The organism is Lysinibacillus sp. TE18511, from assembly GCF_054062295.1.
Map to the genome: position 1 here is coordinate 1 of NZ_JBSSFD010000004.1, position 13,720 is coordinate 13,720.

Annotated in this window: 16 protein-coding genes; 5 read left to right on the top strand and 11 right to left on the bottom strand. The window is 36.9% G+C overall.

Features of this window, described 5'->3' with window-relative positions; genetic code table 11:
- Window positions 1–587 precede the first annotated feature (587 nt).
- Both ACVWXS_RS03780 and ACVWXS_RS03785 read right to left on the bottom strand, forming a co-directional pair.
- Entirely contained in the window at window positions 588–1,370 is a 783-nt protein-coding gene (locus tag ACVWXS_RS03780; protein ID WP_456956173.1) for a TrmB family transcriptional regulator, read from the bottom strand.
- A gap of 308 nt (window positions 1,371–1,678) precedes the next feature.
- Complete coding sequence (locus tag ACVWXS_RS03785; RefSeq protein ID WP_456956175.1) at window positions 1,679–2,152, bottom strand: MarR family winged helix-turn-helix transcriptional regulator; 474 nt, start codon at window positions 2,150–2,152, stop codon at window positions 1,679–1,681.
- Between the two features lie 163 nt (window positions 2,153–2,315).
- Between ACVWXS_RS03785 and ACVWXS_RS03790 the strand changes: the two genes are divergently transcribed.
- The 4 genes from ACVWXS_RS03790 to ACVWXS_RS03805 all read left to right on the top strand — a co-directional run bounded on the left by ACVWXS_RS03790 (window position 2,316) and on the right by ACVWXS_RS03805 (window position 5,195).
- Complete coding sequence (locus ACVWXS_RS03790; protein WP_456956177.1) at window positions 2,316–2,900, top strand: DUF3238 domain-containing protein; 585 nt, start codon at window positions 2,316–2,318, stop codon at window positions 2,898–2,900.
- Window positions 2,901–2,971: 71 nt separating this feature from the next.
- Window positions 2,972–3,598, top strand: coding sequence for an FMN-dependent NADH-azoreductase (locus ACVWXS_RS03795; protein ID WP_456956179.1), 627 nt, complete (start codon window positions 2,972–2,974; stop codon window positions 3,596–3,598).
- A 370-nt stretch (window positions 3,599–3,968) separates the two neighbouring features.
- Window positions 3,969–4,742, top strand: coding sequence for a TSUP family transporter (locus ACVWXS_RS03800; RefSeq protein WP_456956181.1), 774 nt, complete (start codon window positions 3,969–3,971; stop codon window positions 4,740–4,742).
- Window positions 4,743–4,835: 93 nt separating this feature from the next.
- On the top strand, window positions 4,836–5,195 hold the full coding sequence (locus tag ACVWXS_RS03805) for a hypothetical protein (RefSeq protein ID WP_456956183.1): 360 nt from the start codon (window positions 4,836–4,838) through the stop codon (window positions 5,193–5,195).
- A 38-nt stretch (window positions 5,196–5,233) separates the two neighbouring features.
- On the opposite strand, the gene panF is transcribed toward ACVWXS_RS03805, so the two are convergent.
- The 3 genes from panF to ACVWXS_RS03820 all read right to left on the bottom strand — a co-directional run bounded on the left by panF (window position 5,234) and on the right by ACVWXS_RS03820 (window position 7,588).
- Entirely contained in the window at window positions 5,234–6,679 is a 1,446-nt protein-coding gene (gene panF, locus ACVWXS_RS03810) for a sodium/pantothenate symporter (RefSeq protein WP_368634885.1), read from the bottom strand.
- Window positions 6,679–6,942, bottom strand: coding sequence for a YhdT family protein (locus tag ACVWXS_RS03815; protein WP_368634886.1), 264 nt, complete (start codon window positions 6,940–6,942; stop codon window positions 6,679–6,681). Before ACVWXS_RS03815 ends, panF begins: the two co-directional genes overlap by 1 nt.
- Before the next feature lie 490 nt (window positions 6,943–7,432).
- Window positions 7,433–7,588 (bottom strand): hypothetical protein, encoded by a 156-nt coding sequence (locus ACVWXS_RS03820; RefSeq protein WP_456956186.1) that lies wholly within the window; start codon window positions 7,586–7,588, stop codon window positions 7,433–7,435.
- Between the two features lie 130 nt (window positions 7,589–7,718).
- Here ACVWXS_RS03820 and ACVWXS_RS03825 point away from each other — a divergent pair, with 130 nt between their 5' ends.
- Window positions 7,719–8,279, top strand: coding sequence for an AAA family ATPase (locus ACVWXS_RS03825; RefSeq protein WP_456956188.1), 561 nt, complete (start codon window positions 7,719–7,721; stop codon window positions 8,277–8,279).
- A 74-nt stretch (window positions 8,280–8,353) separates the two neighbouring features.
- On the opposite strand, the gene ACVWXS_RS03830 is transcribed toward ACVWXS_RS03825, so the two are convergent.
- From ACVWXS_RS03830 to phaZ, 6 genes are all read right to left on the bottom strand, one after another.
- Window positions 8,354–9,211 (bottom strand): MBL fold metallo-hydrolase, encoded by an 858-nt coding sequence (locus ACVWXS_RS03830; protein ID WP_456956190.1) that lies wholly within the window; start codon window positions 9,209–9,211, stop codon window positions 8,354–8,356.
- Between the two features lie 4 nt (window positions 9,212–9,215).
- Entirely contained in the window at window positions 9,216–9,665 is a 450-nt protein-coding gene (locus tag ACVWXS_RS03835; protein WP_456956192.1) for a MarR family winged helix-turn-helix transcriptional regulator, read from the bottom strand.
- 342 nt (window positions 9,666–10,007) lie between these two features.
- Complete coding sequence (locus tag ACVWXS_RS03840) at window positions 10,008–10,376, bottom strand: hypothetical protein (RefSeq protein ID WP_427107601.1); 369 nt, start codon at window positions 10,374–10,376, stop codon at window positions 10,008–10,010.
- A 228-nt stretch (window positions 10,377–10,604) separates the two neighbouring features.
- Window positions 10,605–12,071: a class I adenylate-forming enzyme family protein gene (locus tag ACVWXS_RS03845; RefSeq protein WP_456956194.1), complete on the bottom strand. Its 1,467-nt coding sequence runs from the start codon at window positions 12,069–12,071 to the stop codon at window positions 10,605–10,607.
- A gap of 16 nt (window positions 12,072–12,087) precedes the next feature.
- Window positions 12,088–12,819, bottom strand: coding sequence for a 3-oxoacyl-ACP reductase FabG (gene fabG, locus ACVWXS_RS03850; protein WP_456956196.1), 732 nt, complete (start codon window positions 12,817–12,819; stop codon window positions 12,088–12,090).
- A complete protein-coding gene (gene phaZ, locus ACVWXS_RS03855) occupies window positions 12,803–13,714 on the bottom strand; it encodes an intracellular short-chain-length polyhydroxyalkanoate depolymerase (protein WP_456956198.1) in 912 nt (303 codons plus the stop codon). The genes fabG and phaZ overlap by 17 nt, the downstream gene beginning before the upstream one ends.
- Window positions 13,715–13,720 lie beyond the last annotated feature (6 nt).

Below are 13,720 nucleotides of genomic sequence, written 5' to 3' on the forward strand. Positions count from 1 at the left end.
TCTGGTGAAAATGATTTTTTAGGCATGAAAAAAACTCCCCATTTTGTTAAACAGATTTTATTTTTTAATCTGTCTACCTAATGGGGAGCATATCAAATCAACGTTTCGTGGCTTTTCCTATGAACATTATTTATACTGCTTTTTATACAGGAAGCGCAAACACTGGATACATCAATATTTACACGTTTAGGGCTTACCGTTTAGTGTGTAAAAAACCGTGTATATTTCTAAACGTTGTAAGTCTGTATTTTTCTGGCGCTACCCCTTTTTGTAGTATTTTTTTTGAAGTCTTCTAATGTGGAAATGAATTTCCAAGAGGAGAATGTAAAGTGCTTGTTAAGCAATCGGGCGCGATTGTTGAGCAACACCATTACGAAATGATCAATCTTTTTTCAAACTGGATTCTTTATATTTATTGTAAAATGCTGTTTTGTGGGATTTTTTTGATCAAACTTTATTTCAAAGCAACAAATGCCATCCACAACTTTGGTGATTAGCCATATTTTACATAAAAATAAAAGAATCTGCGCACCATCTAATCAAATATCTCAGATGTCTTACAGATTCTTTTTTAAATACCATTTTATTTACTCTAAGAAAAAGGCTTTACGTTCTTTTGTAATCCATTCCTCAAGCCCCTTATCATCACGCTTTAACAAACGATTGACTAGGACGTCATGCCATATATAATCCTCTAATAAATAAATATGAACAGGATCATTTGTAATAAAAGCCGTTTCTTGATTGGACGGTGAATGGCCGTAAATCATTTCCTGACCATCTACAGATAAGATAAACCAATGGGGCGTGGAAGCTTTCCTCGTATATTGAGTAATACGGTGCTGGTCAATGGAAGCTTCATTATCCTCCACATACAAGGTAATCCCATGAACAGGAATATGCTTTGCCACCTGATGAATGTCTTCCCGTAACGCATCGTACATATCTTCCCACATCGATAAAATAACTTTTTTTTCTGCTTTTTTTAGTAACGATTGACAATAATTGACAATTGCCTGTTTCCCTTTTAGCATGACAACCTTATGTTCCGCTTCTTGCTCTTTCGTTTCTAATTTTTCTAATTGAGCACTAATCGACGTGAAACTCGATTGCCAATGTTGCTGAATTTGTTGTAAAAACACAGCGACAGGAATGGAAGAGTAAGTCGTTTGATCTGTCGTTTCTTCTTTCAGTACTAGCCCTTTTTCAACAAGTACACCAAGTATGTCATATATTCTAGCCCGTGGAATACCGGAGTTTTTGCTCACTTGATAGGCACTTACATGACTATTTTGTACGAGTGCTGTATAGGCCTTTGCTTCATATTCTGTAAATCCCAGTTCTTTTAATTGGGCGATTAATGCATCCATCCAATTCCTCCATAACTATATTTCGGACTCCTCATCATAACGTGTGGTTGATTTCCATTCCCACTGGGCGCTTTCTTGGGGGTGTCCGATGAGCCAACTTGGACCTACACAATGTAGGTCCAGAAAGCATTATCACGGGATATGATACTTTTAGCCTTCGTTCCTCTATCGCTGATCCCTAAGAAGTCACCCAGTCTCCACATCAATCAACCTATATCAATTTCGCTTTGGCGTAATTGCGTCCAGATTTTGAAAAAAACGCTTATTTTTGGGTGTACAAATAGTTCCTGTAATAAGCTCTATAATAATTACCAGACAGGTCTTATTTTCGTTGGTAATTCACCTTCATTTATTTCATAAACTAATTTACTTAAATCTTCTTTGAGCATTTGTAGTCGTTCCACACCTATTTTTTTAATCCACTGTTGCTCAATCTCATCTAGTATCTTCTCTTTTGCATTAACTACTAACCAACCTCGTTCGGTCAAAACAATAATTTTCCCTCTCTTATCAGTGGGATGAGCTTTGCGCATTACATAATCACGTTGCTCAAGATAATCCACCATTTTGCTCACAGCTTGCTTTGTAATGCCTAAATATTCGGCTATTTCTATACCTGTAGCTCCATTGGGAATGATGCTTTTAAACATAAAGCCATGTACAGGTCTAATATCCTCAAATCCCAATACACTCAATCTGTCATGCAGTTCATTAATTGATGTGCTTAAGGATAATGATAAAAGTGATGTAAGATCCAACTCATTAAATCCTTCATGATTCATACTTAAACCCTCCTCAAACAAAGTCAATTAGGTTGACTTTATTTGAAACACATTGTACTATACACAATATAGTCAATCAAGTTGACTATAATTCGATTACAAAAGAAATAGGATACACCCAAACAAATTTAGTAAATTAATCAAATAAATTATGGAGGTTTCCATGAATACTATCGTTAAAGTTAGAGCAAGTGTATTTATTCCAATGTCTTGGACTGAACCTAAGAAGGATACTCAAACAGGAAACGTGATTCAATTTGAAGGTGACTCACGTGAATTTACACCATATGCTGTAAACGCTATGCGTTCCAGAATTGAACAAGAAGCGGTTGTAGATTTTTATAAAAAAGACATATTCACATATGCAAATACAGGCATAACAACGGAAAGAATTATAACTCCCGATGGATCCATTATTAAAAAAAATGGAAAAGCTAGTACTGACGGTATTTTGTGCACTGATATTATATGGGGATCAGATGACGTCAAATTTCAAATGAGTGCTAGTGCCAGCAACCCATTAAATGTATATGCACCTCCCGTTGATTATCTATTAACTGTACATGTAAAAAAAGATGGTACTGTCGATATTCACGGTGAACATGACGGATTCCCTTGTTTTGAATTTTATAAGCAAGTAAATTTTGGTCCTTTTGAGAAAATTCATACACATGACTTCAGAGAAACTGGTGATACTGCTGAAGCTCTAGGTGGAGACATGGAGTATAGTTTCACAAAGAAATTGTAAAGATATTTGGTTCCCTATTTAAAACAGCCTATTTAAAACAACATAAGAGTTAGTACCAGGAGGAAAAGAAAATGACAACAGTTTTATTTGTAAAGGCGAACAATCGTCCCGCAGACCAAGCGGTGAGTGTGAAATTATATGAAACATTTTTAGCAAGCTATAAAGAATCACATCCAAATGATACAGTGGTAGAACTTGATTTATACAATGAAGAATTGCCATATGTAGGAGTAGATATGATTAACGGTACATTCAAGGCTAGTAGAGGATTAGATTTAACAGTAGAAGAAGCAAAAGCTGTTGCTGTTGCTGATAAATATTTAGATCAATTCCTTGCAGCTGATAAAGTTGTGTTTGGTTTCCCATTATGGAACTTAACAATTCCAGCTGTATTACACACTTATATTGATTATTTAAACCGCGCGGGCAAAACATTTAAATATACACCAGACGGTCCAGTAGGTCTAATTGGAGATAAGAAAATTGCATTATTAAACGCAAGTGGCGGTGTCTATTCTGAAGGACCAAAAGCCGAGTTAGAAATGGCTGTTAAATATGTAGCATGCATGATGAACTTTTTCGGTGTAAAATATCTAGAGAAAATAGTGATTGAAGGTCACAATCAATTCCCTGATAAAGCGGAAGAAATTATTGCAACAGGACTTGAAAAGGCTGTTAAAGTTGCAAGTATTTTTTAATTAGCCAAAATTATCACTCTTTATGGCAGTACCAACACTATTATTTTTATATAAAGTATGGAGCGAAATCTAATTTCACTCCATATTTTTTATTCTTCCTTTTATTCAAAGGCTACTTCGCAATATATGCCTTTTTAACCCTATCCCTATCCTCTTTTCCCTTTACTTCAAGTGATGGAAATCTCTTTAATTCAACTTAGTTACAAATACAGTCTAGACTTAATTTAATAGTATCGTTTTTAAAATAATAATACCCTCAATCAGTTTACATGAATCTAAATTTTGTAGATCATTTACTTACGAAAAAGTCTTTACAGCCACTTGAAATTTAGTTACTATTTCAGTAGTAACTAAATATAGAGGTGCAAACATGGCATTTGAATTAGATTTAAATTTAGTAATCTTATTAATATCTTTCGGATTTCTAGCCGCATTTGTAGACGCAGTTGTTGGAGGGGGTGGCTTAATTGCCTTGCCTGCCCTTATGTTTGCTGGTTTAAATCCGGCTGCAGCCGTGGCGACCAATAAACTTGCCGGTACAATGGGCGCTTTAACATCAACTATTTCCTTTTATCGTTCTGGACAACTAGAGATCCGTTCCGTTCTCAAATACTTTCCACTCGCTTTTGTCGGATCGCTACTTGGGGCATGGACAGTTCATTTAATCAATCCTGAATTATTAAAACCACTCATGCTCATCATGCTTGCTGCTGTTGCGATCTATACAATCTTTAAAAAAGATTGGGGCTCTGTATCTGCAGTTAAACATTTATCACGTACTCATTTACTTTTATTTATGCTGTTGTTATTTAGCATTGGATTTTATGATGGGTTTCTCGGTCCTGGAACTGGCTCTTTTTTAATTTTTAGCTTTTTACTCATCGGGTTTGATTTTTTAAAAGCGGCGGGAAATGCGAAGTTTTTAAATTTAGCAAGTAATGTTGCGGGTCTTTTGATGTTCGCCTACTTAGGGCACATTCATTATGCTTATGGATTATTGATGGGGGTAGCTCAAATTGGTGGCGCAATGGTAGGCTCGCGCGTAGCGATAAAAAAAGGGAGCGGCTTTGTACGTGTGCTGTTTATTATCGTAACGATTACATTGCTAACTAAAAATGCTTATGATTACATAATAGTTCATTAAAAAACGCTGTAGATATATTATCTACGGCGTTTTTGCTTGTCGACAAACTTTCGGGGCGTTCTACCCTTCATTTCGAAGGTTCTATCCACGACTTTGGACTTTCTATCCATCATTTCAAAGGTTCTATCCGTCGCTTCAGTGGTTCTTTCCGTCGCTCCAGGGTCTATCCGTCATTTCAGAGGTTTTATCCACGACTTCGGACGTTCTATCCATCATTTCGAAGGTTCTATCCACGACTTTGGAGGTTCTATCCGTCATTTCGAAGGTTCTTTCCGTCGCTTCAATGGTTCTTTCCGTCGCTTCAATGGTTCTTTCCGTCACTTGAGAGGTTTCATCCGTCGCTTCAGTGGTTCTATCCGTCACTTCGGAGATTCTTTCCGTCGCTCCAGGGGCTATCCGTCATTTCAGAGGTTCTATCCACGACTTTGGACGTTCTATCCATCTCTAATATAAAACGCCGTAGATTTTCTATCTCTACGGCGTTTTCTTAGTTAAATAAATAGCTTTTCATCTTTAAATTTATGACTTGTTAATAAGCTAACTAAAACAAATATGAATAAAGAAGCGACAATTGGAATTGTTACGGTATGCATACCAAAGACGGATGGGTAAAAACGATCAATAATAATATATAAGGTCATACCCGAAATCATCGACGCAATAGCACCATATTTATTGGCCTTTTTCCAGTATAGTCCTAATACAACGGACCAAATAAAGACAGCCTCAAGTCCACCGAAAGCAAATAAATTCAGCCATACTAATAAATCTGGTGGATTTAGTGCAAACACGACGACGGCTAAACCAATAACTGTTGTGACAATAAAGCTTGCACGCTTAATTTCCGTATCGTTTGCTGTCGGCTTAATATAATTTAAGTAAATATCTTTTACTACAGTGGAGCTTACAAGCATCAGTAGCGCGTTGACGGTAGACATTGTAGCTGCCATTGGTGCTGCTAAGACAATGCCCGCTAAAAACGGCGGTAAAACCTCCAATGTCAGCAGTGGCATAACTTTATCACCAATTTCTATGCCCGGTAAAACTGGTCGCGCAAATACACCAATTAAATGCATCCCAAACATTATAGTCCCAATGGCAATAGTGCCAATGATAATGGCTAAATGCATGCTTTTTGAATCTTTGTAGCTCATGGCACGAACTGCTATTTGTGGGAGGCCTACAACGCCAACCCCTATTAAAATCCAAAATGTAGAAACGTATAATGGCGTTAATTCACCTTCTGCTCCAAAAGGAGACACAAGATTTGGGTTTTCCGCAACAAGGGAGGCCATAATATTATCGATTCCCCCACCAGCGATGATTGTCCCAATTAATAAAATGATCGTTCCGATGACCATAATCGAGCCTTGTACTGTATCTGTTAATGCAACAGCACGGAAGCCCCCAATGATAACATAAACTAATACAGAAATGGCAAAAATAAAGAGTGCAGTTGTGTAGTTTAAGCCAGTTAATGATTCGATTAGACGAGCACCACCTACCCATTGTGCCATCATCGCGGAAAATAAAAAGACGATAATACTAATGGCTGATAGGATAACAATGACATGGCTTTTATAGCGTTCTCGTAAAAAATCAATTAATGTGATGGCTTGATAACGTCTTGCGATAATAGCAAATTTCTTCCCTAAAATCATTAAAACAAAATAACCTGCAGGAAGCTGCGCCATCGCCAACAATACCCAGCCAAGCCCTTTAGTGTAAGCAACACCTGGACCACCAATAAAGCTACTTGCACTTCCGTACGTAGCAATCATGGTCATAGCAAGGATGAAACCTCCCATTTCACGACCACCGAGGAAGTATTCCTGTAAAAATGAATTGGAAGAGCGTATATGCTTATTTGACCAGATACCAATACCAAAGATGATGACTAAAAATAATAACAGTGGAAAAATAACTTGCCAATGCATTATTGATCCACCTCCTCATCGTCAAATGGTACCTCTTTGAAAAAGAGTTTCAAGACGACCCAAATTAAAATAATCATGAATCCTGTCCCTGCGATGCAGCTATAGAAAAACCATGCAGGGAAACCGAATACATACGTATAGTTTGTCGGATCACCAGAGCCTAGTCCGTAAGCAAAGCCAAACCAAATGGCAAAGTTGACGATAACAAGCCCGATGCCGATAAGCGCCTCTCGATGCGCAATTTTAAAGCGTTGATCTTTCAAAATAAAATCCCCCTAACCTACACTATTTTACTGGTATGTTCGTATTATGGGAACCTTTGTGAGAAAAATAAATAACAGTTATCACAATCATTTAATTTAAATAACTATAAACAGAGATTTCCCCTTAATTTTCAAGCGTGGGGTTGATTTCCGTTCCGGCTTGGCGCTTTCTTTGAGGCGTCCGATGAGCCGCTTCGCTCCAAGTTCTCATCTGTGACGCTAATCGAGAGCACTGAAAAAAGTCGATTTTCCACAAAAAACATGATTCAAATCGACTTTGAGTTTTAATACAAAGATCCCTTTGCTATTCTTTACATCTATCGCCAATTGCTTATGAAACTCCAATCGTTGATTGAAATCTCCTCTTAAGCAAGATATGACAATATTAGGATTGATTTTTTTAAGCATTTTCTTGAAGGTATAAATTTGTGTTATGTCGATTTGAAATTGCTTTTCTCTAGGTAGGCTCTTTCTAGAAGAAGAATATGTCCTAGTCAGAATCATTTTTATTTTCTTCGGGGAGCGTCCGATGAGCCGCTTGGGCCAAATGGATGTTGGTCACGAAGGCGTTATCACAGGACGTGATGTTTTTAGCCTTTGTTCCTCTATCGCTAATCCCCAAGGAATCGCCCAGTCTCCACTCCAATCAACATATCCCCATAACGTATGTTTTAACAAAATGTCACCACCAACTCTCGCTGGCGAACTGAAAAATTCTTCAATTTTCGGGGAAGTTTGAAATTTATGTTAATATATTATTAAAAAGGGGAGAGATTATGAAACTTGTTTTAATATTTGGTCCGCAAGCAGTGGGTAAAATGACTGTTGGACAAGAATTAGCTAAAATAACAGATTTGAAACTTTTTCATAACCATATGACGATAGATTTAGTTAGTCATTTTTTTAGTTATAGTACGACTGAAGGAAAAAGATTAGTAAATTTGTTTCGTCAGCAAATATTTGAAGAGGTATCAAAAAGTAATTTATATGGGTTAATTTTCACTTATGTATGGGCTTTTGATATGCAGGAGGATTGGGACTATGTGGACAATCTCGCTAAGCTTTTTGAGTCTAGAGGCGGAACTGTCTACTTTGTAGAGCTTGAAGCTGATGTAGCAGAAAGATTGGAACGAAATAAAAGCGGTAATCGACTTGAGCATAAACCTTCAAAAAGAGATATTGAATGGTCTGAAAAAGACTTGAAAAGCTCGATGGAAAAATACAGATTAAATTCTATAGAGGGCGAAATAAATTATGCAAACTATCTAAAGATTAATAACACCAACTTGAGTGCAGAAAAAGTTGCTTTGAATATTAAGGAAGCATTTCATTTATAAAGCTGAAAAACGCCTGGATATCCAAGCGTTTTTTCGGTTCTATAATGGAACTACATACCACTTGTAACTTTATTTTAATCTACTGATAACCCATTAATAAAACAAAATACTATTTCTTCTTCTAACTGACTTAATTCTCGATTTAATTGAGTAGATAGTTCATTAACCAAATTCGAGTGGTTTCTTTGATGTTTTTCTGTTAAATCACAAATTAACTTCAACAGCATGATATACCCCATAAAATCGTCTTTAGAAAATGGGTGTTCATGCGAAAGTACATAAATTTCGGCATCAAACATTTCGATGTTTTCTAATAGATGTCTAACATTTTCAATTTTATATTGTGGTTGTTGTGCGTAAACACTTGGATACAAGCAGTCCCCTAAGAAAAGTACCTTTTCTTCCTCTACAAAAATAAGTGATGAGTCATCAGAATGATCCCCACCTACATGTTTGACTACACACCGAATACCACCTAAATCAATCTCATATTTATCTTTAAAAGTAGTATTAGGTAAAGTGATGGTGATATTTCTGTTTTCTCTAAATTCTTTTTTTATCATGTCGGAGCAAAACTGATTCTCTAGGCCTTTTTCGACACGAATATCTAAAGCTTCATCTGACCAATCATATTCCATCATTTTTTCAAGATGCATTTTTGTGTTTTCATGTGCTATGGTTAAGAGATTCATCTGATTTGTTCCAAAGCAATGATCCCAATGCCAATGTGTTAATACTACAGAATGATAATTAGCAATTTGATTTTGATTTAGTTCACCAAGAAATAACTTAGCATGTTTATCAGAATTTCCTGCATCTATAATTAATGTTTCGTCATCCCCACAAATGGCTGACAATATTGGTCGATCTGTTTCAGAATCATGCGGTAAATAATGTATTCGATTGGTTAGTTGTTTCAAATTTTTCTCCATTTTCTTAACTCCCTTTGTTTTCATTAGTTCCGACAATCTTATTTAATGTATCAAGAACATTTTTTAACTCTGTTAAGCTAACTTTCGAATAATATTTTTCCACAAGAATGGCATCAATTTTATTTAGAAGCTGATGAAACTCTTGACCTCTATCCCCGAGATAAATAAAGGTCTCTCTACGGTTTATTGAATTCTCTTGACGATAGATCATTTTCATTTCTTCTAGCTTTGAAATTACTTGGCTAACCGCACTTTTTGAAATACCAAAATGATTTGCAATATCATTCGCGATTACGGGCTCATTGCGAATAATATAAAATATTATAATTTCTTGTTGAGGGGTTAAGTGAAAGTTCTCTAATTCCTCAGCCTCTTTGATTTCTTGTAAAACTAACAACTTGAACTGCTCAAACTTTTGATTGATTTGGTCTATCATTCTTAAATAATCATCCACAGAATTATCAGCCCCATTTCACCCTTAGTTAAGTTCAGTTTACTTAACTGTTATCGCATTGTCAATTATTGTATGAAATTATTGAAGATGGAAATATTTCTATTCCCTTTGATATTATTTTTTCATAGCCACTGCTCACTAACAACTCATTTGTATTATAAATAGTAAAGGTTGTTAGTGAGCAGCGGGAAGACAATAAATTCACAACGTAGGGTTGATTTCCATTCCTCCTAGGGGCGTATGGGCAAAAATGGCTTATTTGCGAAAGCGTAGCGCAAAGGAAGTAACAGTATATGTTCTTCAAAAGGATTACTATGATTTCTTATTAAAGCTCCTGATACTCTATTTAGTTATTGAATGTTCATCAATCGCTTGAACAGCTAGTTTCAACGCTTTAATTCTTCTTTCTAAAAGCGTTCTTTGGGGACTACCAACCTTTGACTTCATATATATGTTCTCAATTGATGGTAATAAACCAGCGAGAACATTGCGCGATTTGGCTAAATCTTCTTGGGTATAATGATGGGGGCTTTGATTCCAAACGTTTTCTAGCATTGCTAAACCAATGCATACAGCTTTGAGTCGTTTCTTTACTAAGGTAGTATTTGCGCCTTTCTGGGTCATCTGTGACAAGGCATTTTCGAGTTTGCGGATTGTCGATTGTAAAGACTTTATTGATTCCAATTTTTCTCCATTTGTTACGTTTTCCATAATAGTACTACCCTTTCTTCATATATTCTTTGATACTGAAAATCGTTAAAAATCTGATTTCACTCGCAATATTTTATCATAATTAGACAGGAGATTCTCAACAATCTGGCGCAGTTGAATAGCGTCTTATATACGTTTATCTCCATCATTAAGAGACTTCTTCGAATAGAGAATTAAGGAAACATTTATAGAAACAAAAAAAACGCCTGGATCTCCAAGCGTTTTTTGTTAATTCGCAGCTTTCGCATACATTTGTAATGCCTTTTTATCAATTTTCCCGACACTTGTTTTTGGCAATTCGTCGATGAAAATAATCTTTTTTGGAATTTTGTAGCGACCTAGATGCTTACTACAGATTTCTTTAATATCCTCTATTATCGAATCTCCCTGATCCTTGCAAGCAATAATTGCCGTCACGATTTCTCCCCAATACTCATCAGCCACTCCAATCACTGCAACCTCTTGCACTAGCTGATGGCGCAAAATACATTGCTCTACTTCCTGAGGATAAACATTTTCACCACCTGAAATAATCATCTCTTTACTGCGCCCGACAATATAAAAATCGCCATCCACATCCATCATGGCTAAATCACCGGTTATTAACCAACCATCATGCATGATTTTTTCCGTTTCCTGCTGATTATTCCAGTAAAAGCAAAACATATGCTTTCCTCTGACCAATAGCTCTCCCACTTCATTTGGCGCACAGCTTTCTCCCGCACTATTGATAATTTTAGCTTCATTGAATTGCATGCTCTTCCCCACAGCACCCTTTTTCAAATAAGCATCCTCTCGAGAAATATAAAAATTATTTGGACCTGCTTCCGTTAAGCCGTAGCCCTCTTTAAAAAATAGCCCTTTTTTATAAAATTCATCATAAATCGGATACGGACATGGTGCCCCTCCTGATAAAAATACTTTCACGGAAGGAAAATTACTCTCCTTAAAGTAATCCGTCGCAATCATCGCTTGGTACATCGTTGGCACAAAAAGCGAAATCGTCGCCTTATACTGATTAGTTGCTTTAAGTGCGGTTTCTGCGTCGAACTTATCACCAATAACAACCGTACCGCCAGCCATTAGCAGTGGAATACATAGGGCATTCAAACCTCCTGTATGAAACAACGGCATATAATTTAACGTACAATCAGTATCATTTAAGCCCCAGCTAATAATTGTATTGATCGCATTCCAATTAATAGAATTAAAGGATAGGACAACTCCCTTTGCCTTGCCAGTTGTGCCCCCTGTATAAATCATAAACCAAGGATCATTAAGGTCTACTTCTTTAATGTTGAGCGCACCTACTTCATTAGCTAAACGAAGGGGATGCATGTTTTCTAAAAATAAAGGGCAATTCATTTCTTCATCGTAAAGCAGTAAGGAAGGCGTAGCATCCGTTAAAATATCATTTAATTCCTTCGTACTCATACGCCAATTTAATGGTACGTAGATTAGACCTCGTAATCCGCAGGCAAATACGATCGCTAAAAGCTGGATGTGATTTTTCGAAAATACAGCTACACGACTCCCTGCCTGTAAATTTTGACGCTCAAAAAAACAACTCCATTTTGTAATTTCCTCTGTTAATTGCTGATAAGTCCACTGTTCCTGTGTTTCTAAATTCACCAATGCTATACGCTTAGGTGTTAACGATGCTCGTTTTAAAATCCAGGCTTGCTCTACAAACATCTTGAAAGCCCCCTTATCACATCATAATTGCTCCATCCACATGAAGCGTGTGACCGTGGACATAGGAAGCCTCATCAGATGCTAAAAATAAATAAGCGTTGGCAATATCTCTAGGTGTGCCTAATCTTTGCAGTGGCACGATAGAGCGCATTTGTGCCAGCACATTTTCTGGCATTTTTTTCACCATGTCTGTTTCTGTAAAGCCAGGTGCCACTGCATTAACGTTGATACCCTTACGCCCTAATTCCTTCGCCCATGTTTTGGTCATGCCGACGATAGCAGCCTTTGTTGCAGCATAATTGGTTTGGCCAACATTTCCATATACACCACTAACGGAAGATGTATTAATAATTTTGCCTTCACCGGCTGCCACCATATGTGGAATCACCTCTTGTGTACAGTGAAAAACACCTGTCAAATTCACATCGAGTACTTGTTGAAACTGCTCCTCTGTCATTTTAGATAGCATCGCATCACGAGTAATGCCTGCATTATTTACTAATATATCAACTCTGCCTACTTGCTCTATAACGGTTGACACCAGTTTCTTAACAGACTCTTTTTCCGCAACATTTACTTGCACAAATAATGCCTCATCCCCTAATTGCTGTGCCGCAGAAACACCAGCCTCTTCATTAAAATCTGCAATGACAACGAATGCACCTTCTTCTATAAATCGTTCAGCAGCAGCATAGCCAATCCCATTCGCAGCTCCTGTAATAATGGCAACCTTATTGTTTAAACGCATAATTCTTTCCTCCAATTTCTAAAAAAGCTTCGATTTCAGATGTAAGCTGTGGCAAATCATCTATTAATGGGGAGTGACCGCAGTTTTTCAAGCTGACAAATTGTGCATGTGCACCTAAATCGAGCACTGTTTCATCATTCATTTCTTCCGTTATGACATAATCACGATCCCCTCTTAACACTAAGACTGGAATGGTAATCTGTTGTACCTCTTGAGTACCTTTTGCGAATTCATTATCAACTGCACTAATATTAAAGCCGTTTAATGCATGATAAACTTCCGCTAAATTTCTTTGCGTCAGCATATCCTCCACATATTCCTGATAGTGTTCCGCGCTAGGCTGCTGATGTGTGTAAATCAGTGCGTTCCAAATCGACTGTAAGCCTGGCACATTTTTCGAATCATAGAAGCCTTGTACTAATTTTGTTTTAGATGTATCAACGAGCACCTCTTCATAGGTACATGCTCTCTTCAATGATGTTTGATGGCCAGTACCTGAATCTGTGTAAAATGGATAGCCTCTCGTAGATGCAGTTGCTAGTAAAATAAGTTGCTGACAATAGCCTGGATAATTTGCGACAAACTGCATACATACTGCTCCGCCCGTTGACCAGCCAATCATGTCAAACTGTTGCAATTCAATGGCATCCACAAATAGCTTTACATCATCACTAAAATCTTTAATCGCAGAAATTGGTTTATGATAAGATGAACTACCAAATCCTCGTAAATCCATCGCATAAATGGTATATTTCTCATCCAATGAATCTATTAAAACATCCCAATGCTTAGAGGATGTCATATTGCCATGAATAAGTAATAAAACATGTTCTCCCCCTTGACGTTTACGATATGCAATCGTTTCTCCATTTGATAGTTGAACCGTTTTTAACATCGCATT

Excerpts from the sequence above, each read along its gene's own strand:
- ACVWXS_RS03780 (WP_456956173.1), bottom strand. The coding sequence starts at position 1,370 with ATGGATGCATTAATCGCCCAATTAAAAGAACTGGGATTTACAGAATAT.
- ACVWXS_RS03785 (WP_456956175.1), bottom strand. The coding sequence starts at position 2,152 with ATGAATCATGAAGGATTTAATGAGTTGGATCTTACATCACTTTTATCA.
- ACVWXS_RS03790 (WP_456956177.1), top strand. The coding sequence starts at position 2,316 with ATGAATACTATCGTTAAAGTTAGAGCAAGTGTATTTATTCCAATGTCT.
- ACVWXS_RS03795 (WP_456956179.1), top strand. The coding sequence starts at position 2,972 with ATGACAACAGTTTTATTTGTAAAGGCGAACAATCGTCCCGCAGACCAA.
- ACVWXS_RS03800 (WP_456956181.1), top strand. The coding sequence starts at position 3,969 with ATGGCATTTGAATTAGATTTAAATTTAGTAATCTTATTAATATCTTTC.
- panF (WP_368634885.1), bottom strand. The coding sequence starts at position 6,679 with ATGCATTGGCAAGTTATTTTTCCACTGTTATTATTTTTAGTCATCATC.
- ACVWXS_RS03825 (WP_456956188.1), top strand. The coding sequence starts at position 7,719 with ATGAAACTTGTTTTAATATTTGGTCCGCAAGCAGTGGGTAAAATGACT.
- ACVWXS_RS03830 (WP_456956190.1), bottom strand. The coding sequence starts at position 9,211 with ATGGAGAAAAATTTGAAACAACTAACCAATCGAATACATTATTTACCG.
- ACVWXS_RS03840 (WP_427107601.1), bottom strand. The coding sequence starts at position 10,376 with ATGGAAAACGTAACAAATGGAGAAAAATTGGAATCAATAAAGTCTTTA.
- ACVWXS_RS03845 (WP_456956194.1), bottom strand. The coding sequence starts at position 12,071 with ATGTTTGTAGAGCAAGCCTGGATTTTAAAACGAGCATCGTTAACACCT.
- fabG (WP_456956196.1), bottom strand. The coding sequence starts at position 12,819 with ATGCGTTTAAACAATAAGGTTGCCATTATTACAGGAGCTGCGAATGGG.
- phaZ (WP_456956198.1), bottom strand. The coding sequence starts at position 13,714 with ATGTTAAAAACGGTTCAACTATCAAATGGAGAAACGATTGCATATCGT.